The organism is Sphingomonas sp., assembly GCF_025362505.1.
GTDB lineage: Bacteria > Pseudomonadota > Alphaproteobacteria > Sphingomonadales > Sphingomonadaceae > Sphingomicrobium.
Window position 1 is genome coordinate 1 of record NZ_JANYGG010000086.1, and the last position, 22,071, is coordinate 22,071.

A 22,071-nucleotide genomic window follows, 5' to 3' on the forward strand; every position below is an offset into this window, starting at 1 on the left:
GCGGTCGCCGGTATTCCGCAACTGTTCAATCAGGTGCCCGACACACCGAAATACAGCGCATCGGGGTTCGCCGACGTGAAGCTGCCCGTGGCCGACAGCCTGTCGGTGCTAGTGCACGGCGACGTCTATTATCAGGCATCATGTGGATCGGCGTTGACGCGGGACCCTGTCGATTCAGGTCTACGACCATGAATTAGCGACGAAAACTGGCGCCATGCCGGGGTCCCCAGCGGCGCCGATCGGGACCCCACCCCTGGGCCGGATTATAAAGAAAAATCAATTCAGTAAGCGGGGCCCTGGCAGGTTCCCGTTTCAACGCCGATCCACACTCGAACCGCTTCAGTGCCTCCTTCATGAAGTTTGGCGTGGTGATTTGCGCCTTGAGCGCACGCGGACACTCTGCTTGAACCCGGTAGTGAGCCTAACTTGGTCCTTCGCCATCGATCGCGGTGGCACCTTTACGGATATTGTTGCCTACAGCTCTGACCAACGGCAACGCGTAGCCAAGCTGCTGTCGGTCAATCCCGGCCACTATGACGATGCGGCGCTCGAGGGAATCCGCCGGATCATCGCTTCCGAGGGCGGCACCATCCGCGAGGTGCGAATGGGCACCACGGTTGCAACCAACGCGCTGCTCGAACGCAAGGGCGTACGGACCGTCCTGCTGACCACGCGTGGCTTCGCCGATGCGCTTCGGATCGGCAACCAGGCGCGGCCCGATATTTTTGCGCGCCATATTGTTCTGCCGACGATGCTGTACGACCGCGCGGTCGAAATTGACGAGCGGGTTGGTGCCGACGGAACACTCTTTCGCGCGCTGGATGAAACGGCCGCAGCAACCCTGCTGGCCACGCTTCGCGCCGACGGTTTCGACTCCATTGCTATCGCGCTGATGCACGGATGGGCCTACCCGGCGCATGAGCGCCGACTGATCGCCCTCGCGCGCCAAGCCGGCTTTGGGCAGGTTTCGGCCAGCCACGAGGTCGCCCCGCTGATCAGGTTCGTGCCCCGCGCCGGTACGACTGTTGTCGACGCCTACCTCTCGCCGATCCTGCGCCGCTATGTTGACCGCATCGCCGACGGTCTTGGCGCCGACTGCGAGCTCAGCTTCATGCAGTCCAACGGCGGATTGACCCATGCGCGCGCATTTCGCGGGAAAGATGCGATCCTGTCAGGTCCGGCGGGTGGCGTGGTCGGAATGGTCGCGGCCGGAGTGGCGCATGGCGAGGACCAGCTGATCGGCTTCGACATGGGTGGAACCTCGACCGACGTGTCGCATTATGCGGGCCGCCTGGAGCTGGCCGAGGAAAGCCTGGTCGCAGGTGTCTCGATCCGCGCGCCGATGATGCAGGTCCATACCGTCGCCGCCGGGGGCGGATCGATCTGCCGGTTTGACGGCATGCGCTTTCGGGTCGGACCGGAATCGGCGGGCGCATGGCCGGGGCCGGCCTGCTATCGCAATGGCGGACCCCTGACCGTCACCGACTGCAACTTGGTGACCGAACGCATCGACCCGGCTCATTTCCCATCAGTCTTCGGCCCGGCCGGTGACCAGCCACTGGATGTCGAGGCGGCCCGCGCTCGACTCGCCGAAGTCGCTAAAGAGCTCCCCCGACCAATGTCCATCGACGAGATCGCGCGCGGATTCCTGGCCATCGCGGTCGACAATATGGCGGCCGCGATCCGTCGGATTTCAATTGCCCGGGGCCACGATGTCACACGCTACACGCTGGTCTGCTTTGGCGGCGCTGGTGGCCAACTTGCCTGCTCGGTGGCCGACGCACTGGGCATGGAGCGGATCCTCGTCCACCCCCTTGCCGGCCTGCTTTCGGCCTACGGCATCGGCCTCGCCGATGTGAAGGCGATCCGCGAAACCAGCTGGCTGAAGCCGCTGGCCGACCCCTTCGAAGAGGCGTTCGGCCCGCTGGTCGACGCGGTGCGCGCCGAGGTTGCGGCGCAGGGTATTACGGCCGATCGGATCGAGGTCGCGCGCCGCACACGCTTGAGGCTTGCCAGCAGCGACAGTTCGATCGAGCTCGACCTCGACGATCGCGCGGCGATGAACGCCGACTTCCATCGGCTTCATCGCCAACGCTTCGGGTACGCCGACGAGACGGCGGAGGTGGTGGTAGAAGCCCTCGTCGTCGAAGCGATCGGCCGTACCAATCTCCCATTGTTGAATATCGAAAATATTATCTGCGAACAGCTGCTGACCGGTCCGGCACTGGCTCACGAAACCGGCTCCACGACAGTCATCGACGAAGGCTGGAGCGGCGCGAAGCAAGGCGACGGCACTCTGATCCTGACTCGCTCAACGCCCCTCAGGCGTCAACGCGCGGCGGGAACCAACGCCGATCCAGTGAGGCTTGAGATCTTCAATAATCTCTTCATGGCGATTGCCGAGGATATGGGCGTCGCGCTCCAGGCGACGGCGAGCTCGGTCAATATCAAGGAGCGGCTCGATTTCTCCTGCGCCCTGTTCGACCGTACGGGCGCGCTTATCGCCAACGCTCCGCACATCCCGGTCCACCTCGGGTCGATGGGCGAGAGCATCCGCACCATCATCACCGCGCGCGGCGACGCCCGCGACGGACGGGGCATTCTCCTGGGCGATGCTTACCTCCTAAACGACCCCTACCGCGGCGGCACCCATTTGCCTGACATCACGGTCATCGTGCCGGTCTTCTACGGAGCGGGCAAGGATCCCGATGCCTTCGTTGCCGCACGCGGGCATCATGCTGACGTAGGTGGGATCGCGCCGGGATCGATGCCGCCCGACAGCCGGACGATCGCAGACGAAGGTGTTCTCATCGACAATGAGTTACTGGTCGATCAGGGTCGCTTCCGCGAGGCAGAGACCCGCGCACTGTTCGCGCGCGGACCGCACCCCGCACGTGACATCAATCGCAACATTGCCGATCTCAAGGCGCAGCTCGCGGCCTGCACCCGCGGCGTCGAACGTCTCGTCGAGGTGGCGCGCGAAGAAGGCGGTTCGGTCGTCGATGCCTACATGGCGCACTGCATCGCCAACGCCGAGGAATCGGTTCGACGGCTCATCGACCGGCTCGACGACGGCGAGTTTGCCTGCACGATGGACAATGGGGCAGTCGTTCGCGTCGCCATCCGGATCGATCGCGCGATGCGCGGCGCGACCTTCGACTTTAGCGGGACCAGCGCTCAGCTGACCGACAATTTCAACGCGCCTTATTCCATCACCCGCGCCGCCGCGCTGTACGTCGTTCGGACCTTGGTCGATGATGCGATCCCGATGAACGATGGTTGCCTCAATCCGATTACGCTTATCGTTCCGGACGGATCGATGCTTTGTCCCCAACGGCCCGCGGCGGTGGTCGCTGGAAATGTCGAGACCAGTCAGGTCGTCACCGACGCGCTGTTCGCGGCCACCGGCAAGCTTGCGCCTAGTCAGGGAACGATGAACAACTTCACCTTCGGCGATGCCGGCCGCCAATATTACGAGACAATCTGCGGCGGCTCGGGCGCCGGTCCCGACCATGACGGGACCGACGCAGTGCAGACTCACATGACCAACAGCCGCCTGACGGACCCGGAGATTCTCGAGTCTCGCTTTCCAGTACGGATCGAACAATTCGCCATCCGGCGTGGATCGGGCGGCGCAGGAAGGCATAGCGGCGGCAACGGCGTGATCCGCGAGCTTGTATTTCTGGCACCCATGCAGGCCAACATCCTTGCCAACCGCCGTGCGGTTCCGCCCAACGGAATTTGCGGGGGCTCTCCTGCGCTGCCTGGCGTCAACCGGGTTATTCGACGCGACGGTGCCATCGAGAATCTGCCCGCCTGCGCTGCGGTCAAGATGAAAGCTGGCGACCGCTTCGTCATCGAAACTCCGGGCGGCGGCGGATTTGGGAAGGAAGATCAATGAACTATTGGCCGCTGGTCGGCATCCTCCTGGTTGTCGCAGGCTTCGCGTTACGAATGAATCCGATGCTGGTCGTTACTGGTTCCGCGCTGATCACCGGCCTCATGGCGGGAATGGAACCGGTTAAAGTCATTGCGACGTTCGGCAAGGCCTTCAACGATAATCGCATCATTGCTATCGTGTGGATTGTCCTGCCGGTCATCGGAAGCCTCGAGCGCTTCGGCCTCCAGCAGCGTGCGGCAAGCCTGGTCAGGTCGCTAAGGGGAGCGACGTTGTCGCGGCTGCTCACCGCCTACCTTGCTTATCGCCAGGTGATTTCGGCGGTCGGCCTTCACTCGACCGCCGGTCATGCCCAGACCGTCCGGCCGCTGGTCGCGCCAATGGCGCTTGCTGCCGCCGAGCGCGAACTCGGCACGTTGACTGGCGAGCAGGCGGATGCGGTCAAGGCCATGGCGGCGGCGACTGATAATGTAGGCCTGTTTTTTGGCGAGGATATCTTCATCGCAATCGGCTCGATCGTCTTGATCCAGCAGACTCTCAAGACTTACGGCTTTGACCTGACGCCGTTCCAGCTAGCGGTCTGGGCCATTCCGACCGCAATCGCGGCATTCCTGATTCACGCTGCCAGGCTCAGGCTGTTCAGTGCCCGACTAAGGCGGACGGCGCGGTGATCACGCTCGCCTGGATCTACACCCTTGCTGGCGCCATGTTCGCTGCGTTCGCGATCCTTGGGTTGAGCGATCGCTCGAACCCGAAGCGACTGGGTAATGCCGCATTCTGGGGCCTGATGGCGCTCAGCCTGCTGGCCGGCGACCGGATCGGGGACATTGCCAACGGCGTGCTCGTTCTTGGCTTGGCAGGGCTCGGCGGGTTCAACTTGATCGGCCGGAGCCAACCTGCGACGACTTCCGATCAGCAGCGTGAGAATATTTCCCTTCGCCACGGCAATCGGCTGTTCCTTCCGGCGCTGATCATCCCGCTGACTGCGCTCATTGGCACACTGGCCTACAACTATACGCCGCTTGGACAGGGCGGCTGGATCGAGCCCAAGCGCGAAACGTATGTGTTCCTTGCACTCGGCGTGCTTCTCGCCCTCATCGTTATTTTTGCCTGGCTTCGGCCACCCGCGCTTGCACCGCTGAACGAGGGACGACGGCTGATCGATGCCATCGGCTGGGCGGCGGTTCTGCCGCAGTTGCTGGCCGCGCTCGGCGTCCTGTTCGCCGCGGCGGGCGTTGGCGATATCATTGGGCGGTTCGCTGGATCGATCATCCCCGACAATAATCTGCTCATCGCGGTGACCGTCTTCGCTGTCGGCATGGCGCTGTTCACGATGATCATGGGCAACGCCTTTGCTGCCTTCCCGATCATGGCCGCGGCGATTGGCGTGCCCGTGCTGATCCAGCATGATCATGGCAACCCGGCGGTGATCGGCGCGGTCGGGATGTTGGCCGGATTCTGCGGCACGCTCATGACCCCCATGGCCGCCAACTTCAACCTGGTCCCGGCGGCTTTGCTCGAACTCAAGGACCAATATGCCGTAGTGAAGGCACAGGTCGCCACCGCACTTCCCCTTTTGGCCTTCAATGTCCTGGTCATCTGGCTGGCGGCATTCCGATGAGACTCGACTCTGCCATAGCGGAGCAGTTTGCGCGGATCGCGCTCAGCCATATTGGGCGCGAATATCCGCACAAGCTCGACCATGTCCTTGCGGCGGACAGCGATGCGCGGACGCCGCGCGACCTTCACCCGATCTTCTTCGGCAGCTTCGACTGGCACAGCTGCGTCCACGGCTGGTGGACATTGTTGACGCTGCGAAGGATGTTTCCCGGCATCGGCCTGGCGGCCGAGATTACAGCGCTTGCCGACCAGCGTCTGACGGTGGCCAATGTGGCGGTTGAGCAAGCCTATCTCCACCGGCCGATGTCAGGGGGATTCGAGCGGCCGTATGGCTGGGCTTGGCTGCTTTCCCTTCACCATGAAGCAGGCCGCCATGATGATCGCGATTGGGCTGATATCCTCGAACCTCTAGCGAATTTATTTGCCGACCGTTTCAAGGCCTACCTACCAAAGCTCACCTATCCCATTACGGTCGGCACGCACTTCAATACCTCGTTTTCGCTGGTGCTGGCCCGAGAGTGGTCGGTCGAACGCGACCCGGCGTTGACGCTTGCGATTGATCACTGGGCAAGACGAACCTTCGGCGACGAGCGTGACTATCGCGGCTGGGAACCGGGCGGTGACGAATTTCTCTCGCCGGCGCTGACCGCGGCGCTGCTAATGAGCCGGGTGATGGACCCAGCGCCGTTCGCCGTCTGGTTCGATGCATTTCTTCCGGCCTCAGCCATGGCCCGGTTCGAGCCGGCCGAGGTATCGGATCGCAGCGACGGGAAAATAGCCCATCTTGACGGACTCAACCTCAGCCGCAGCTGGTGCATGCGCGCGCTCGCCGCAGCCATCGCCTCCTCGCCGCGCGTCGCTGCGCTGGAAGCCAGCGCATTGCGCCATCTCGATGCCGCACTACCGCATGTCGCCGGCGATTATATGGGCGAACATTGGCTGGCGACCTTCGCACTCCTGGCGTTTTGCCACGCCCCGGTCGACGCCATGCGCGCTTCGTCGAGCGTGGCGTAATATCGTTCGTCGGCTTCGGCTGGCGGGATATTGCCGATAGGTTCCAGAAGCCGTCGATTGTTGAAGCAGTCCACCCATTCGAGCGTCGCATATTCGACGGCCTCGAACGACCGCCACGGCCCACGACGATGGATGACTTCGGCCTTGTAAAGGCTGTGGATCGGCGTTGACGCGGGACCCCCGTCGATTCATGTCTACGACCCTGAATTAGCGACGGAAACTGGCACCATGCCGGGGTCCCCATCGGCGCCGATCGGGACCCCACCTCTGGACTGATTTAGAAAGAGAAATCAATTCAGTAAGAGGGGCCCTGGCAGGTTCCCGTTTCAACGCCGAACCACAGTCCTGAATGATCTGACGACGACCAAGCCACGTGCCTGGTCGCCATCGTCCAAACTCCAAACGTCCTGCATTGTTCTAGCCAGGGTGCGATCTCATCCAGGACTGAAGTCGCGCAAGCGGGCGACTTCGCTAGCGTCGAGGCGCCGGATGAGTGCCACAACTAGGTCAACAGTCTGATCGAAGTCGCTTCGGTCAATGATGCCGTTGTGGGCGTGTGTGTAGCGTGCGGGGACCACCAAGTTGACTGTTGGGACACCTCCCGAAGTAGCCTGGATAGCTGCCGAGTCATCTCCATAACCCTGCACAAGATCTCGCTGGAGAGGTACTCCGATCGCCTTCGCCGTATCCGTCACAAACCGTACCATCTTCACGTTCGGGATCGCGGAACTATCATAGAGGAAGATGCCTGGTCCTTTCCCAAGCACCGCTTGTGTCTCTTCCGGATTGCGCCCGGGACTGTCGCCAGTGATACCTCCCTCGATCGCGATTCCGATGTCGGGCTTGATCAAGTCAGCAGCGGTGCGAGCACCCCGTAGCCCCACTTCCTCTTGCACTGTTGCAGCGACAAAGAGCTGGTTGGGATGACCTTGGGCCCGCAAGCGCCTCATCGCTTCGATGATCACGGCGATCCCGACGCGGTCATCCCAAGCCTTGCCCAAATAACGCGAGCCGCCCGCCAAAACGGCGAACGGCGCGTCGGGAACGACGGGGTCGCCGGGCTCAATCCCCAGGGCGGTAACTTCTGCCTGAGTTCGAGCTCCTACATCAAGATAGAGGCTGTCCCGTGGAAAGACTTTCGTTCGCTCGTCTGGAGGCACGACGTGGATGTCCCGGATACCGGTCACGGCGGTCACCGGCCCATTGCGTCCGATGATGATCCATCGCTGATCGGGGAGCGCCTGATCGAGCCATCCCCCGAGCATTTGCATCGAGAGGAAGCCATTTTCAGTTACCCGGCGAACCACCCCACCAAGTTCGTCCATGTGGGCGTCTAGCATGATCTTCGGGCCTGACGTTCCCTGCTGAGCAATAACTGAGCCTAGCCCATCATAGCTGACTTTATCGGCGAATGGCCTCACCTCTCGGACAACGATTCGCCGGACGTCCTCCTCGAAACCTGAGGGTCCGGGTGCGTTAGCAAGCTCCTTCAGTAGCCCTAGAGTCCGATCACCCGTCGGCTGCGAGACCGCCGATGCGCTCAAACCGACTGCCAGCAGAAATCCAATCGAAATCCTCACGAAGAACCCTCCTATCCCGTAATATTCAGCCCATCGTGACGGATGCAGCTTAACTATTTGATTTTATGTATAATTTGGTTGTTTAATCCGACCAACGCCATTTCAGCAAAGTCACACCCGCCATGGACGAACCTACGCTGTTGCTGCCCGGGCTGTCACCTGTTTCTGGCAAATCGATCGTTGCTTCCGCAGCAGGCGCATCGCATGCTTGCGGTAAAATCCAGTCACCGCCACGAACTCGTCGAAAACCCGTCCTTTGCTTCCACGATCGGCCGATCGGTAGCGCTCGCCATCCGCCTCCACCAGGCCCGACCCGTTTGATCACAAGGTTCGCGCCGGCGGCGGTGGCCTTCGTTGCCCTGCTAAACCACCGCCTCTGAGTCGAGCGAGTAGCCCGCGCTGCGAACGGTACGGACGAGGTCGGCCCCACCGTGCTCGCCGAGCGCCATCCGCAGCCGGCGGATGTGCACGTCGACCGTGCGCAGCTCGATATCCTCGCTATGCGGCCAGACCGTTTCAAGTAGCTGCTGGCGCGAGAAGACCCGTCCGGGGTTTTCGAGGAAATGGCGTAGCAGGCGATATTCTGTCGGGCCGAGGCTGATCGACTGGCCGTCACGGCGCACGCGGTGCGCGGCGAGGTCCATTTCAAGCCCGGCATAATCGAGCATTTCGGCGGCCAGCGCCGGGCGCACGCGGCGCAGCACCGCGCCGGCGCGGACCACCAGCTCCTTCGGGCTGAACGGCTTGGTGACATAATCGTCGGCGCCGGTCTCAAGCCCGCGCAGGCGGTCGTCCTCCTCGCCGCGCGCGGTCAGCATGATGATCGGCAGGTTGGCGGTGGCGGGCTTGCGGCGCAGGCGGCGGCACAGCTCGATTCCGCTGATCCCCTCGATCATCCAGTCGAGCACGATCAGGTCGGGGCGGATCTCGTCGACCAGGATCAGCGCCTCCTCGCCGCTGGGGGTCGAGGTGACTGTGTAGCCGGCGCGGGTGAAGTGGAACTTCACCAGGTCGGCGATGGCGCGGTCGTCCTCGACGAGGAGGAGCCGCTTGATCCCGGTGCGCATGCTAGTCCGTGACGCTTCCGCCACGGGTGCGCTCTGCCAGGTGCTGGCCGGTTGCGGCATAATAGACCATCTCCGCGATGTTGGTGGCATGATCGCCGACGCGCTCGATATTCTTGGCGACAAACAACAGGTGCGCCGACTGCGAGATGTTGTGCGGATTTTCCATCATGAACGTCAGCAGCGTGCGAAAGATGGAATTGTAGAAATCGTCGACCGCGTGATCGCGCTCGCACACCCGCACCGCCGCATCGGCATCACGCTCGACAAACGCGGTCAGCACGTCGTGGACCATTTCGGTCGCGATCCGCGCCATCTCCGGCAGCAGCGACAAGGTTTCGACCGCGCCCGAATTCTCGAGTAGCGGAACGCGCTTGGCGATGTTCTTGGCATAGTCGCCGATCCGTTCGACGACGCTCGAAATCTTCAACGCCGCGACGACATCGCGCAGGTCGCCGGCCATCGGCGCGCGAAGCGCGAGGATCTGGATTGCACGGCGTTCGGTCTCAACCTCGAGCGCGTCTAGCTTCTTGTCATTCTCGACAATGCGCAGTGCGCCCTCGAGGTCACGCTGGACAAGACAGCGCATCGATTCGCGAATGGCATGCTCGGCGAGCCCGCCCATCTGCGAAATGAGTGCGCGCAGGCGATCGAGATCCTCGTCGAAGGCCTTGAGCGTATGTCCGGCGGTGTTGGGCATGTCTTTCCTCCGACTCAGCCGTAGCGGCCGGTGATATAATCTTGGGTGCGAGTCTCGCGCGGGTTGGTGAAGAGGTCCTTGGTCTTGCCGTATTCGACCATCTCGCCGAGGTGGAAGAACGCCGTGCGCTGCGACACGCGCGCCGCCTGCTGCATGTTGTGGGTGACGATCGCGATCGCATAGCGGCCGCGCAATTCGTGGATCAGTTCTTCGATCTTGGCAGTTGCGATCGGGTCCAGTGCCGAGCACGGCTCGTCCATCAGGATCACTTCGGGATCGACCGCAATGGCGCGGGCAATGCACAACCGCTGCTGCTGGCCGCCCGACAGCGCGGTGCCGCTTTCCTGCAGGCGATCCTTGACCTCGTCCCACAGCCCGGCGCGGCGCAGGCTCTTTTCGACCATCGCGTCGAGCTCGGACTTGCCGCTGGCGAGGCCGTGGATGCGCGGGCCGTAGGCGACATTCTCGTAGATCGACTTGGGGAAGGGATTGGGCTTCTGGAACACCATGCCGACCCGGGCGCGGAGCTGGACGACGTCCATCGCCGCGCCGTTGATGTCCTCGCCGTCGAGGCTGATCTTGCCGGTTACCCTGGCCGTCGGGATGGTGTCGTTCATCCGGTTGAGGCAGCGCAGCAAGGTCGACTTGCCGCAGCCCGACGGGCCGATGAACGCGGTGACGCGATCCTCGTGGATGTCGATCGAGACGCCCTTCAGCGCTTCCTTGTCGCCATAGAAGACGCGAACGTCATGCGCCTGCATCTTGGGTATCTTGCCGGTGACGGGCTCGAGTCCGGTGTCGACCGCGACCTTGATGACCGGCGCGGACGGCGACGCCGGGGGCCGGACTTCGACTTCGCCGGTTGGCTCGGCCGACTCGTCGCCGCCCATCACCGAGCGCTGGTCGGCGGCGGCCTCGGCGGCGATCGCGGTCGAGGTGATCGGCACCGGGCTGGTGGCGGAGATCGGGGTCTGTTGTTTCATCATGGTTCTACCAGCGTCGCTCGAAGCGGTTGCGGAGATAAATGGCGAGCCCGTTCATGACGAGCATGAAGACGAGCAGGACGATGATCGCGGCGCTGGTCTTCTCGACGAACGAGCGATCGACCTCGTCCGACCACAGAAAGATCTGCACCGGCAGCACCGTCGCCGGATCGGTGATCCCGCCCGGCGGCGAGGCGATGAACGCGCGCATGCCGATCATCAGCAGCGGCGCGGTTTCGCCCAGCGCGCGCGCCATGCCGATGATCGCGCCGGTCAGGATGCCGGGCAGCGCGAGCGGCAGGACGTGGTGGAACACGACCTGCATCTTCGACGCGCCGACGCCCAGCGCGGCGTCACGGATCGACGGTGGGACCGACTGGATCGCGTTGCGCCCGGCGATGACGATCACCGGCATCGTCATCAACGCGAGCGTCAGCCCGCCGACCAGCGAGGCCGAGCGCGGCAGGTTCATCGTGTTGAGGAACACCGCGAGCCCGAGCAGCCCGAAGATGATCGACGGCACCGCGGCGAGATTGTTGATCGACACTTCGATGAGGTCGGTCCAGCGGTTCCGGGCCGCGAACTCCTCGAGGTAAAGCGCCGACAGCACGCCGATCGGGAAGGCGAGCCCCATCGTCACGATGATGGTCAGGAAGCTGCCCTTGAGCGCCCCCCAGATGCCGACCGTCGACGGATCGGTGCCGTCCGACGACGTCAGGAAGTCGAAGTTGAAGGTCCGGCGAAGCGCATCCCTGGCGTTGGCCATGGCGACCAGCTTTTCGGCTTCGTCGCCCCCGTCGCCCTTGGCCGCGACATCGACCTTGCCCGACACCGGCAGCCAGATCGTCGCGGAACGGCTGAGCAGCGACGGGTCTTTGATCAGCATCCGGCCGAGCGCGCGGGAGCCGCTTTCGCCGAACATCTCGCCCGCGTCGGGGCCATAGGTGTTGAGCGCGGCCTGGCTGATCGCGGCGTCCAGGTCGGCCTGCGCGACAGCCTGCTCGGCATCGGGGCCCTTGAGCGCGGCGGGGTCGAGGATCACGTCGGACCTGGGCAGATCGAGTTGCAGCCTGGCCTCGGTGTGGCTGAACCCGCCGATCCCCTTCGCCGCCATGGTGAACAGCAGGAAGGCAAGGAACGAGACCGACATGGCGACAGCGATGAAGCCGAGCGCGCGGAAGCGGCGCTCCGACGCGTAGCGCCTGGCGACGCGGCGCTGCATCGCGCCGTCGGACCAGCGCGACTGCCCGCTGTTCGCCGCATTGTTGGCGGCGGGGTCGAGGGGCACGCTACTCATAAGCTTCACGATAGCGCCGCACGACGGTCAGCGCGATGAGGTTGAGGATCAGCGTGATGACGAACAGCAGCAGCCCGAGCGCGAACGCGGCGAGCGTCTTGGCGCTGTCGAACTCCTGGTCGCCGGTGAGCAATTGCACGATCTGCACCGTCACCGTGGTCACCGCGGCGAACGGGTTGGCGGTCATGTTGGCGCTGAGGCCGGCGGCCATGACGACGATCATCGTCTCGCCGATCGCGCGACTGACTGCCAGGAGGACACCGCCGACCACGCCGGGCAGCGCGGCGGGAAGGACGACCCGCTTGATCGTCTCGGACTTGGTCGCGCCGACCGCCAGGCTGCCGTCGCGCATCGCCTGCGGCACCGCGGCGATGCTGTCGTCGGCCATCGACGAGACGAACGGGATGATCATGATGCCCATCACCAGCCCGGCGGCCAATGCGCTTTCCGACGAGGCCGAGGTAACCCCGATCGACAGCCCGAAATCGCGCACGATCGGGGCGACCGTCAGCGCAGCGAAATAGCCATAGACCACGGTCGGCACGCCGGCGAGGATCTCGAGGATCGGTTTGAGCCAGGCGCGGACCCGGGGCGCGGCATATTGGGTGAGGTAGATAGCGCTCATCAGGCCAAGCGGGATCGCGACGATCATGGCGATGATCGCGCCGATGAACGCGGTCCCCCAGAACAACGGGACCGAGCCGAATTCGCCCGACGATCCGGCTTGGTCGGGGCGCAGCGCCATTTGCGGCGACCAGCTCGTCCCGAACAGGAATTCGGTCGGGCTGACCATCCCGAAGAAGCGCAGGCTCTCGAACAATAGCGACAGGACAATCCCGAGCGTGGTCAGGATGGCGACGGTCGAAGCCGCCATCAGCAACAGCATGACCCATCGCTCGACCCCGGACCGGGCACGGAATTCGAATTTGACCCGGGTGACCGCGAAGGCTGCCCCGGCAAGGGCAACAAGCAGCGCGAACGCTCCGCCGATTGCGGCGTATTTCCCGTTCGCCTCATGATACCGCGGTGCAAGCGCGGTCGATTCAGGATTGAACCCGGCCTCGATCTTGCCTCTCGCAATGTCCTGTGCCTCGCCAAGGATGCTTTCGCGCTGGATGTCACTGTCAGGCAGCGCACGGCCTTCGGGCGAGGCGAGCACTGCCTGGTCGACCAGGCGCGACTGGACGGGCGACCAGGCGGCCAGAACGATCATCGCCGGCAACGCCGCCCACAGGAACGCGAACATCGCATGGTAGATCGGCAGGCTGTTGAGCCGCGCGCCCTTGGCCCGCGCGACGCGCAGTGCCGACGCGCGACGATACGCGATTGCGCTGGCGACGGCGGCGACGAGCAGCACCGCGAGGAGGGCAACGCCCAGGGTCATGAGGTGATGCTCGCCGCCTTCATCCTACTTGAGGGTCGAACCGTCGAGCGGAGTCAGCGCGGTCGCCTGAGCGACTGCGCTGCTCGCGTCGGCGCCGCCGAACGGCACCAGCCCGCGCTTCTCGAGCTGGCCGCCCTTACCCCACAGCTTCGAATAAGCCGCGACGAACCCCTTGAGCTTCGGCTTCACCGCCAGATGCTCGCCCTTGATGTAAATATACAGCTTGCGCGAACCCGGATAGGTGAGGTTCGAGATCGTCTCCTCGGTCGGCGCCACCCCGGCGAGGCTGACGGCCTTCACCTTGTCGGCATTTTCGTCGAGGTAGGAGAAGCCGAGCACGCCGATCGTGTCCTTGTCGACCGACACCTTCTGGACGAGGAGGTTATCATTCTCGCCCGCCTCGATATAGACGCCGTCCTCGCGGACCTTGGTGCAGATGTCCTTCTGCCTCTTCTCGTCGCTGGCCTTGAGCGCCTTCATCGCCGGGTCGGTCTCGCAGCCCTTGGCGAGGATGAGGTCGGCGAGGCTGTCGCGGGTGCCGCTGGTCGGCGGCGGGCCCATTACGCGAATCTTGCGTTCGGGCAGCGCCGGGTTGACGTCGTGCCACGTCTTGGCGGTGTTCGGCTTGCCATAGGGATTGGCGGCCAGCGCGCCGTAAATGTCCTTGACGGTCAGGTTGAGCGGCGTTGCGCCCTTGTCCTCGATGAAGGTCAGGCCGTCGATGCCGATCGGCACCTCGATGATCGACTTGGCACCGTTCTTGACGCACGTGTCATATTCGCTTTTCTTGATCTGGCGAGACGCGTTCGCAACGTCGGGCGTGTCGCCGCCGATGCCCGCGCAGAACAGCTTCATGCCCGCGCCGGTGCCGGTCGATTCGACGATCACGGTTGTGCCGGGATTGTCGCGCTGGAAGGCTTCGGCGACCGCGGTCGTGAACGGGTAGACGGTCGAACTGCCGACGACCTTGATCTGGCCGGTCGACCCGCCGCCGCCGCCCGAGCTGCCGCCGCCGCACGCGGTGAGGAGCAGGATGGCGGGAAAGATGAGGGGGAGTTTGGACATGGTCTTATCCTTTGGACGGCATGGAAAAGATGTTCCCCGAGCAGGCCGAGGCGGCCCACTCTCCCCGTTGTTACCCCGCAGAGCGCTAGCCTGTAACCGCACCGTAAGACAATCGTAAGACGACACTGACCGGTCGGTAAAATTTGGCGCTGCGCCAGGGAGCCCCCGGCGCAGCGCCGTTATGCAATATTAGAAGTCGACCTGGACGCGCGCGGCGACTGTGTCGATGCCATATTTGCGCTTGTCGAGGGGTTCGGTGGAGGTGGGCTTCACAACCGCCGCCTGGGGTCCGCCTTCGATCTCGGCATGCGCATAGTTCACCAGGACGCGGAAATAATCCTCCGGAATCCAGATCAGGCTGGCGAGATAACCGGTCTGCTTGCCACCGCGGGTCAGGCTGTTCGATGCGGTCGAGACCCCGGTGACGAAGTTATTGGTGAAGCCCTGCTTGAGCTTGTTGCTGTCCAGATCGAGATAATCGTAGCGCGCATTGATCTGCAGCGCGCCCGATCCGCCCTTGCTCAGCGGCTTGAGCACTTTCGTGCGATCCCACTGGCCGTTCTTGTAGCCACGTTTCTCGCCAGTCAGGAAATAACCGACTTCGCCGTAGGCACTGAAAAAGCTCGGATCGCCCGAGGCCACGAGGAAGGTCGGCGTCGCGAACTGGGAAAGACCCGCGGGGAGGCGATCGCCCCGAGTGTAAGCATTGACCTTCGTATATTGCGCTTCTGCCGCGACGTGAAGTGAACTGAACACGCCAGCGAATTCGCCGCCGTAGATCATGTCGCTCTTGGCCGCGAAGTTGCCGGTATCGACGAATCGGAAATCGGTCGTCTGGGCGAAGGGACGCGCGCGGTAGCGGGCAATCTGGTTGGTCGACGGAGCGTTGATCGAGTTCGACGCGGTCGCGCCATTGTTCGACTGGAATTTGCGATACTGGACGTTGGCGCCAAAGTGCAACTGGTTGCCACCCACGATTGGCGAGAAGGTGGCACGACCGGCGGCGATATAGCCGTCGTTGTCGAACCCGGCATCGATCGTGTGCGCGGCGAACAGGCCGGCGTTAAGGCGGAACGTGCCCGGCTTGTTGACGTAGCCGGCCGAAATGCCGAGGCGGCGCGTGTTGTTGAAGGCATCGTTCATCTGCGCGCGCTCGAGGAAACTGATGAAGCGCGAGCTGGTGATCTGCTCGAGCCCGTCGAAGGTCTCGTGGTTGCCGATCGTCACGCTGAACGGCTTGCCGACGGGGGCGTAGGTAATGATCGCGTCGCCAAAGCCGACCACGGAGTTCGCATAGTCCATTTCGAACTTGTAGCCGAAGCCGCCGGGGATCGTTCCTTCGGCACCAAGCCGAATGCGGCGGGCGCGGGTGTTGAAGCCCAGGTTGCGCGTGGGGATGAGGCCACCCGGATTGCTGGTAAAGCCGACGTCATACTGGATCCGGCCCCGCGGCTTGAAGCTCCAGCCGGCATCCTTGTCCTCGAACAGCGGCGCGCCCTTCCACGACGGGGTCGTCTTGACCATCGCCGACTTGACGTTCTCGAGCGCGCTTTGGAGGGCGTCGACCTGCGCCTGCAGGAGTTCGATCTTGGCCTGGGCGTCGTCAACCGAGCCAGCCGCGGCGATCGCGGCGTCGGCGGCGGCGTCAGGCATCGCGTCCTGGGTCGCGACCGGCTGATCGGTGGTGACGGGCGCCTGCGCGAACGCGGCGGTGCTGAAAGCGAAGGCGCTGCCTGCGAGCAGGGCGCGAATGATGGTGGTACGATTCATGTCGAATATTCCCCTTGTCCCGCCTCCTCGTGGGAGGCCCGGGACGCGCCGTTGCGGCGCGCCCCTTCCTATTCGTCGAGTTACTTGAGCGATTTGAAGTCGAGCGGCGCGAGCGTACGCGCCGCATTCTGGCTGCGCGCGCGGACGTTGTTTGGCGCAGCGATCATCCCGGCGGTCGAACGAAGATATCCGTTCGGGCCGAACGCGCTTTCCTTGGTGAACTCAGCCGCATAGGCGCGCATCGCCGGAATGGCGTTCACATGCGCGTTCTTGAGGTAGATGTAGAGCGGGCGCGCACCCGGATACTGGAAGCTCGAGATCGACTGGTACGTCGGCGCAACGCCATTGATCGACAGGCCCTTGAGACGGGTGGCATTCTCTTCGAGGTAGGAGAAGCCGAACACGCCGATAGTGCCGGGGTTCGCCTCGAGCTTCTGGACGATGAGGTTGTCGTTCTCGCCCGCCTCGATGTAGGCGCCGTCGCTGCGGACGCCGGTGCAGATCGCCTTGAAGCGGGGCTCGTCGGCCTTCTTCATCGCGGCCATCGACGGGTTGGCTTCGCACGGCGGGGTCATGATCAGCTCGCCCATCGCGTCGCGGGTGCCCGAGGTCGTCGGCGGACCATAGACGCGGATCGGCAGCGCCGGCAGCTTCGAGTTGACGTCGCGCCACGTCTTCGCGGTGTTGGGCCGCCCGAACGGGGTCTTGGCGATCGCAAGGTAGATGTCGCGCTGGCTGACGTTCGATAGCGGGGTGCCATTGGCGGTGGCGAAGGTCACGCCGTCGAGCCCGATCTGGATTTCGGTGACCTGGGCGACGCCGTTCGACACGCACAGCTTGGCTTCGGACGCCTTCATCCGGCGCGAGGCATTCTCGACGTCGGGGAAGCGCTCGCCGACGCCGCCACAAAACAACTTCATGCCGGCGCCAGTGCCAGTCGATTCGATGATTGGAGTGCCCAGCTTGGCGTTCGCCCGGCCGATCCGCTCGGAAACGATCTTTGCGAAGGGATAGACGGTCGACGAACCGACGGCGCGCATCTGGGTGCGGGCTTCGGCGATCGTAGGAATGGAAATCGCCACCGCCGCAGTCGCGGCAAGTGTCATTATAATCTTGGTCATGGCAGCCCCCTGAGCGCACTGTGCGCGTGGTCAGGTCTGCCTAATGCTGTTGGGAGACTGGATCGTGACTGCTAGATTACAAGATTATTACAACGATTCGATTGCATTCGCAGTTGCACAATGACCACAGTTACGCGTCGAGCGCCTCGACCACCGCGGCGATGAACCGGTCGAGCGCTTCGTCGGCCATCCCGACCACGTTGAACCGTCCGCTGTCGGCCATGTAGATCGCGTGGCGCTCGCGCAGGGCGATGACCTGCGGCAAGGTCAGCGGCAGCATCGAGAACATGCCATATTGCCCGCCGATGTAAGCCAGGCGCGGGTCGGCGGCGGCGATCTTTGCGCGAACCATGTTGATCCGGCCGCGCATTTCGCCGAGCTCGACATGCCAGTCGGCGGCGAGTTCGGCGTCGTCGAGCACGGTCCGCACCACCGCCCCGCCATGATCGGGCGGCATCGACCACATCTCACGCGCCATCTGCAGGACATGCGCCATCGCCGTCGCGGTCGAGTCCCTGCCGCCCGTCTTGACGAACAGCGCCCCGACGCGGTCGCGATAAACCCCGAAATTCTTGTCGCAGCTTTGCGCCACGATCACTTCGTCGCACGCGTCGAGCAGCCCGTGGAGCCCGGCGGCGTCTTCCTCGAGTCCCTTCGCCAGCCCCTGGTAGGCGAGGTCGACGAACGGCATCAGCCCGCGCGACACGACGACGCGGGTGACCTCGGCCCATTGCGCGGCGTCAAGGTCGGCGCCGGTCGGGTTGTGGCAGCAGCCGTGGAGCAACGCGACATCGCCCGGCCGCCCCGCCTCGAGCGCCGCGATCATCTCGTCGAAGCGGATGCGGGTGCTGTCGCGATCATAATAAGGATAGTTCGACAGCTCGAGCCCGACGCCTTGCGCCATCGGCGGATGGTTCGGCCAGGTCGGGATGCCGAGCATCACGCGGGCATCGGGGTTGGCAAGCTTGATGAGCTGGAAGCCGAGCCGCAGCGCGCCGCAGCCGCCCGGGGTCTGGACCTGGTCGATGCGATCGTCACCGGCATGGCGGCCGAGCACGAACGGGCGCAGCGCTTGGGCAAAGCGAATGTCGCCGCGCCCGCCAAGGTAGGATTTGGTGACCTGCGCCGCCCATAATTTCTGTTCGGCGGCCTTGACCGAGCGCGGGATCGGCGTGCCGCCCGCCCCGTCGCGATAGACGCCGACCCCGACGTCGATCTTCTCGGGCCGCGGATCGGCATTGCACAGCGCAATCAGGGCGAGCAGCGAGTCGCTCTGCACGGGCGGCAGGCGGGACAGCGAGGGGGCGATGGTGTCGAGCATGACGGCGCGTCTAGCCCGAAACGATCGGCTTCGCAAAAACCCGGCTCTTATCCGCTTCGCTCAAGCCTTGCGCGCCGCAGGAGTTCAGCCAAGGTTCAATCCGCGACTGCCACTTGGGGCCAACATGATCGAGCCGAGCCATTGAACCTGCTGCATTTTTTTGCTGCGCTCCCGATGCTGCTCGGCTTGTCCGGGGCCGAGCAGCGCAGCGTCACGAGAATTACCGTCGAGCAGACCACCATCTGGCGCATCCCGGTGCGGCCGCATTCACCGGCGCCGCTGATCGAGTGGACCGAAGGCAAGGGCCCCAAATGTCTCGCCGCCGCCGACATCGCCGGCGCCATGCTGTCGGGCCAGGATAGCGTCGATTTCGTCCTGCGCGACCGCCAGCGGGTGCGGGCAATGGTAGACGACGACTGCACCGCGCTCGACTTTTACGACGGTTTCTACGTCCAGCCCAAGGACGATCGGCTATGCGTCCGGCGCGACGAAATCCGCTCGCGGATGGGTGCCAGCTGCCGCATCGAGAAATTCCGCAGTCTCACGCCAAGCCTCAAACACTAGGGCGGGACTCAACGGCGGGCGGCGCCTTTCTTGACATTTTGCGTATTTTCATGCCTAGCACCGGCTTCGTTGCTGCACTGCCGCGACTCCCTTCCTGACCGGATACTTCATGCCCTTTGCCGATCTCGGCCTTTCCGACCCCTTGCTGCGCGCCGTCGCCGAAGCCGGCTATGACACGCCGACTCCGATCCAGAAGGGGACGATCCCGCCGGTCCTGATGGGCAAGGACATCATCGGCATCGCCCAGACCGGCACCGGCAAGACCGCGGCGTTCGTGCTGCCGATGATCGACATTTTGGGCGAGGGTCGCAGCCGCGCGCGGATGCCGCGCTCGCTGATCCTCGAGCCGACGCGCGAACTCGCCGCGCAGGTCGCCGAGAATTTCGAGAAATACGGCAAGTATCACAAGCTCTCGATGGCGCTGCTGATCGGCGGCGTGCAGATGGGCGACCAGGTCAAGGCGCTCGAAAAGGGCGTCGACGTGCTGATCGCGACCCCGGGCCGGCTGATGGACCTCTACGGCCGCGGCAAGATATTGCTGACCGGCTGCAACCTGCTCGTGATCGACGAGGCCGACCGGATGCTCGACATGGGGTTCATTCCCGACATCGAGGAAATCTGCTCGCGGCTGCCCAAGGTGCGCCAGACCTTGCTGTTCTCGGCGACCATGCCGCCGCCGATCAAGAAGCTGGCCGACAAGTTCCTGTCCGATCCCAAGACCGTCGAAGTGTCGCGTCCGGCGACCGCCAACATCAACATCGAGCAGCGGCTGATCATCACCCGCGCGGACAAGAAGCGCGACGTGCTGCGCCACATCCTGCGCTCCGCGGAATTCAAGAACGCGATCATCTTCGCCAACCGCAAGACCACCGTCCGCGACCTGGCGACGAGCCTCAAGAAATCGGGCTTCGCGGTCGGCCAGATCCACGGCGACATGGAACAGGCCGAGCGCATCGCCGAGTTCGACCGCTTCAAAAAGGACGAGATCAGCGTGCTGGTGGCGTCCGACGTCGCGGCGCGCGGGCTCGACGTCAAGGGCGTCAGCCACGTCGTCAACTTCGACGTGCCGTGGCAGCCCGACGATTATATCCACCGCATCGGCCGCACCGGCCGCGCCGGGCTGAAGGGCATCGCCATCTCGATCGGCACGAGCGAGGACAGCGACTCGATCGCCGCGATCGAGAAGCTCACCGGCACCAAAATCGCGCGCTTCTCGGGCGACGGAACGAGCGAAGGCGCGGCTCCTGCTGCCCCGGCGAGCGAAGAAGCCCCCCGCGAACAGCGCGAACGCGCCCCGCGCGTCAAGGCTGCTCCCAAAGCCGCCCCAGCCCCCAAGGCCGCAGCCCCCCGCGCCGAACAACCGCGCCGCGACCGCGCGCCCCGCCAGGAACCGCGCCGCGAAGAACCCCGCCCCCAGGAATCCAGGCACGAGCGCGAGGAAGAACCGGTCAGCGAGCCGAAGCTAGTGGCGGACGCGGTGCCTGAGTGGAACGGCCCCATGCCGAGCTTCCTGTCGTTTGGGGCGAGCTGATAGACGCTGCCTATTTTCTCTTCTTCGAAGTCGGTTTCTTTTTCTTCTTTTCTTCGACCATCGCCAGATAAGCGGCTTCGTCTTTCTTCTGACTTTCGGCGTCAACGATGTCGATGATATGTTCCGGCAAGAAAACAACTTCAGAGCCGTGAGTTAAGTCAATTTCTTCGCCCCCGAATGACGGCATGTTGAACAAGTTTCCCCAGATATACGGACCGTACGAGCCCTCCACACGGACCCACATTCGCTCGCCAATAACCTCCACACCCACATCGGATCTAGGATCGTCCACAGCAACTTCGAAGGCGAGCTTCACGAAGTCGGATGGGATCACAGCAGAGCGAGCTTCCGCAGGTGGAATCGAGAAGGTGTCTGGGTACTGTTCGTTCATCACGACACCACTAAGTAGGTGGTAACCGTCGAATTCTATTGCAGCTAACCGAGCAGCCCGCGTCGGCCGGGTGGAGGCACTACTGGAAAGTGCAAAAGTTGGCTTTGACCCTAGCGGGGGAGCGGTGATCGCGGGCACCTTGTAAATGGCCCGCAATAGCCCTTCGATTTGATCATCCATGGCGCTTTCTGATCGCATATCAATGGCGTAGATACCAAGGAAGTGCGGAGGTATCGCGGAGCGTTCGCTAGCACTGAAGTCCCCTTCACGAACTATCGGAATAAACTTACGCCGCTCAACACCAGCCGCGATTTGTCCGGATATTATTTGTTGCTCGTAACCGACCCCTCCCGTCCGCTTCACCGACTTCGTAGCGTAATTTGGCGTGCAAATGACGAGGATAAAATCGCATTGTGAAACTTGCTCCTCCATGAAGGCAGTTAAGCTGTCGCCCGGAACAACATTCCATTGATCGAGATGAACTACGACGCCATTTGATACGAGCCGTTCGGCTAACTCTCGCACCCACTTTTTGTGGTTTTCGCTATCCCAAGAATAAGAGATGAACACTTTAGGATTGTCGGTCATGCGCCCTCGAAGAGTCGTAAATTAAGATCAGGATCGCGAACTAATACCAAGACTCTCTGATTAGAACCGATGCGCCCAAGTTCGCAGCCCGAGGGACATGATGCGCCACGGTTGGTCGGTGAGACGGTTCCAGGCGAAGCAGCAGTGATCAAGGATATCGTCGTAGGATTTGAAGACGCG

General features: G+C 63.5%; 18 protein-coding genes and 2 pseudogenes. 7 read left to right on the top strand and 13 right to left on the bottom strand.

Features of this window, described 5'->3' with window-relative positions; genetic code table 11:
- From Q0R27_RS08785 to Q0R27_RS08805, 5 genes are all read left to right on the top strand, one after another.
- A partial coding sequence (locus Q0R27_RS08785) for a hypothetical protein (RefSeq protein WP_293943430.1) occupies positions 1 to 192 on the top strand: 192 nt, incomplete at its 5' end.
- A gap of 223 nt (positions 193 to 415) precedes the next feature.
- Positions 416 to 3,901 carry a hydantoinase B/oxoprolinase family protein gene (locus tag Q0R27_RS08790; protein WP_293943432.1) on the top strand — a complete coding sequence of 1,162 codons (3,486 nt, stop codon included), beginning with the start codon at positions 416 to 418 and terminating at the stop codon, positions 3,899 to 3,901.
- Complete coding sequence (locus Q0R27_RS08795) at positions 3,898 to 4,569, top strand: DUF969 domain-containing protein (RefSeq protein WP_293943433.1); 672 nt, start codon at positions 3,898 to 3,900, stop codon at positions 4,567 to 4,569. Before Q0R27_RS08790 ends, Q0R27_RS08795 begins: the two co-directional genes overlap by 4 nt.
- Positions 4,566 to 5,519, top strand: coding sequence for a DUF979 domain-containing protein (locus Q0R27_RS08800; protein WP_293943435.1), 954 nt, complete (start codon positions 4,566 to 4,568; stop codon positions 5,517 to 5,519). Before Q0R27_RS08795 ends, Q0R27_RS08800 begins: the two co-directional genes overlap by 4 nt.
- Positions 5,516 to 6,532, top strand: coding sequence for a DUF2891 domain-containing protein (locus Q0R27_RS08805; RefSeq protein ID WP_293943437.1), 1,017 nt, complete (start codon positions 5,516 to 5,518; stop codon positions 6,530 to 6,532). The genes Q0R27_RS08800 and Q0R27_RS08805 overlap by 4 nt, the downstream gene beginning before the upstream one ends.
- Here Q0R27_RS08805 and Q0R27_RS08810 read toward each other — a convergent pair.
- The 11 genes and pseudogenes from Q0R27_RS08810 to Q0R27_RS08860 form a co-directional block, all read right to left on the bottom strand.
- A pseudogene (locus tag Q0R27_RS08810) lies at positions 6,439 to 6,693 on the bottom strand (hypothetical protein); the annotation flags it as partial. The gene Q0R27_RS08805 and the pseudogene Q0R27_RS08810 overlap by 94 nt on opposite strands.
- Positions 6,694 to 6,966: 273 nt before the next feature.
- Complete coding sequence (locus Q0R27_RS08815) at positions 6,967 to 8,112, bottom strand: M42 family metallopeptidase (protein WP_293943439.1); 1,146 nt, start codon at positions 8,110 to 8,112, stop codon at positions 6,967 to 6,969.
- Positions 8,113 to 8,474: 362 nt separating this feature from the next.
- The gene (gene phoB / locus Q0R27_RS08820; RefSeq protein WP_293943441.1) at positions 8,475 to 9,179 is read right to left on the bottom strand and encodes a phosphate regulon transcriptional regulator PhoB; all 705 of its coding nucleotides are present in this window, start codon (positions 9,177 to 9,179) and stop codon (positions 8,475 to 8,477) included.
- A gap of 1 nt (position 9,180) precedes the next feature.
- Positions 9,181 to 9,876: a phosphate signaling complex protein PhoU gene (gene phoU, locus Q0R27_RS08825; protein ID WP_293943443.1), complete on the bottom strand. Its 696-nt coding sequence runs from the start codon at positions 9,874 to 9,876 to the stop codon at positions 9,181 to 9,183.
- Positions 9,877 to 9,890: 14 nt separating this feature from the next.
- Positions 9,891 to 10,637, bottom strand: coding sequence for a phosphate ABC transporter ATP-binding protein PstB (gene pstB, locus Q0R27_RS08830; RefSeq protein WP_293943458.1), 747 nt, complete (start codon positions 10,635 to 10,637; stop codon positions 9,891 to 9,893).
- A 229-nt stretch (positions 10,638 to 10,866) separates the two neighbouring features.
- A complete protein-coding gene (pstA, locus tag Q0R27_RS08835) occupies positions 10,867 to 12,081 on the bottom strand; it encodes a phosphate ABC transporter permease PstA (RefSeq protein ID WP_293943460.1) in 1,215 nt (404 codons plus the stop codon).
- Between the two features lie 67 nt (positions 12,082 to 12,148).
- Entirely contained in the window at positions 12,149 to 13,540 is a 1,392-nt protein-coding gene (gene pstC, locus Q0R27_RS08840) for a phosphate ABC transporter permease subunit PstC (RefSeq protein WP_293943445.1), read from the bottom strand.
- A 24-nt stretch (positions 13,541 to 13,564) separates the two neighbouring features.
- Entirely contained in the window at positions 13,565 to 14,605 is a 1,041-nt protein-coding gene (locus Q0R27_RS08845; protein WP_293943447.1) for a substrate-binding domain-containing protein, read from the bottom strand.
- A 189-nt stretch (positions 14,606 to 14,794) separates the two neighbouring features.
- Positions 14,795 to 16,375 (bottom strand): porin, encoded by a 1,581-nt coding sequence (locus tag Q0R27_RS08850; protein WP_293943448.1) that lies wholly within the window; start codon positions 16,373 to 16,375, stop codon positions 14,795 to 14,797.
- A gap of 80 nt (positions 16,376 to 16,455) precedes the next feature.
- On the bottom strand, positions 16,456 to 17,496 hold the full coding sequence (locus tag Q0R27_RS08855; protein WP_293943449.1) for a substrate-binding domain-containing protein: 1,041 nt from the start codon (positions 17,494 to 17,496) through the stop codon (positions 16,456 to 16,458).
- A gap of 130 nt (positions 17,497 to 17,626) precedes the next feature.
- Entirely contained in the window at positions 17,627 to 18,817 is a 1,191-nt protein-coding gene (locus Q0R27_RS08860; protein WP_293943450.1) for an aromatic amino acid transaminase, read from the bottom strand.
- Between the two features lie 141 nt (positions 18,818 to 18,958).
- On the opposite strand from Q0R27_RS08860, the gene Q0R27_RS08865 reads away from it, so the two are divergent.
- Positions 18,959 to 19,381: a hypothetical protein gene (locus Q0R27_RS08865; protein ID WP_293943452.1), complete on the top strand. Its 423-nt coding sequence runs from the start codon at positions 18,959 to 18,961 to the stop codon at positions 19,379 to 19,381.
- 109 nt (positions 19,382 to 19,490) lie between these two features.
- Positions 19,491 to 20,912 (top strand): DEAD/DEAH box helicase, encoded by a 1,422-nt coding sequence (locus Q0R27_RS08870; RefSeq protein WP_293943454.1) that lies wholly within the window; start codon positions 19,491 to 19,493, stop codon positions 20,910 to 20,912.
- Positions 20,913 to 20,922: 10 nt separating this feature from the next.
- Here Q0R27_RS08870 and Q0R27_RS08875 read toward each other — a convergent pair whose 3' ends face one another.
- Together Q0R27_RS08875 and Q0R27_RS08880 are read right to left on the bottom strand one after the other, a co-directional pair.
- Positions 20,923 to 21,891 (bottom strand): toll/interleukin-1 receptor domain-containing protein, encoded by a 969-nt coding sequence (locus tag Q0R27_RS08875; protein WP_293943456.1) that lies wholly within the window; start codon positions 21,889 to 21,891, stop codon positions 20,923 to 20,925.
- A gap of 60 nt (positions 21,892 to 21,951) precedes the next feature.
- Positions 21,952 to 22,071: pseudogene (locus tag Q0R27_RS08880) on the bottom strand (IS630 family transposase); the annotation flags it as partial.

Bases quoted from the DNA above. Each gene is read 5' to 3' on its own strand.
- Q0R27_RS08795 (WP_293943433.1), top strand. From the start codon at position 3,898: ATGAACTATTGGCCGCTGGTCGGCATCCTCCTGGTTGTCGCAGGCTTC.
- Q0R27_RS08805 (WP_293943437.1), top strand. From the start codon at position 5,516: ATGAGACTCGACTCTGCCATAGCGGAGCAGTTTGCGCGGATCGCGCTC.
- phoB (WP_293943441.1), bottom strand. From the start codon at position 9,179: ATGCGCACCGGGATCAAGCGGCTCCTCCTCGTCGAGGACGACCGCGCC.
- phoU (WP_293943443.1), bottom strand. From the start codon at position 9,876: ATGCCCAACACCGCCGGACATACGCTCAAGGCCTTCGACGAGGATCTC.
- pstB (WP_293943458.1), bottom strand. From the start codon at position 10,637: ATGCAGGCGCATGACGTTCGCGTCTTCTATGGCGACAAGGAAGCGCTG.
- pstA (WP_293943460.1), bottom strand. From the start codon at position 12,081: ATGCAGCGCCGCGTCGCCAGGCGCTACGCGTCGGAGCGCCGCTTCCGC.
- pstC (WP_293943445.1), bottom strand. From the start codon at position 13,540: ATGACCCTGGGCGTTGCCCTCCTCGCGGTGCTGCTCGTCGCCGCCGTC.
- Q0R27_RS08845 (WP_293943447.1), bottom strand. From the start codon at position 14,605: ATGTCCAAACTCCCCCTCATCTTTCCCGCCATCCTGCTCCTCACCGCG.
- Q0R27_RS08850 (WP_293943448.1), bottom strand. From the start codon at position 16,375: ATGAATCGTACCACCATCATTCGCGCCCTGCTCGCAGGCAGCGCCTTC.
- Q0R27_RS08855 (WP_293943449.1), bottom strand. From the start codon at position 17,496: ATGACCAAGATTATAATGACACTTGCCGCGACTGCGGCGGTGGCGATT.
- Q0R27_RS08860 (WP_293943450.1), bottom strand. From the start codon at position 18,817: ATGCTCGACACCATCGCCCCCTCGCTGTCCCGCCTGCCGCCCGTGCAG.
- Q0R27_RS08870 (WP_293943454.1), top strand. From the start codon at position 19,491: ATGCCCTTTGCCGATCTCGGCCTTTCCGACCCCTTGCTGCGCGCCGTC.
- Q0R27_RS08875 (WP_293943456.1), bottom strand. From the start codon at position 21,891: ATGACCGACAATCCTAAAGTGTTCATCTCTTATTCTTGGGATAGCGAA.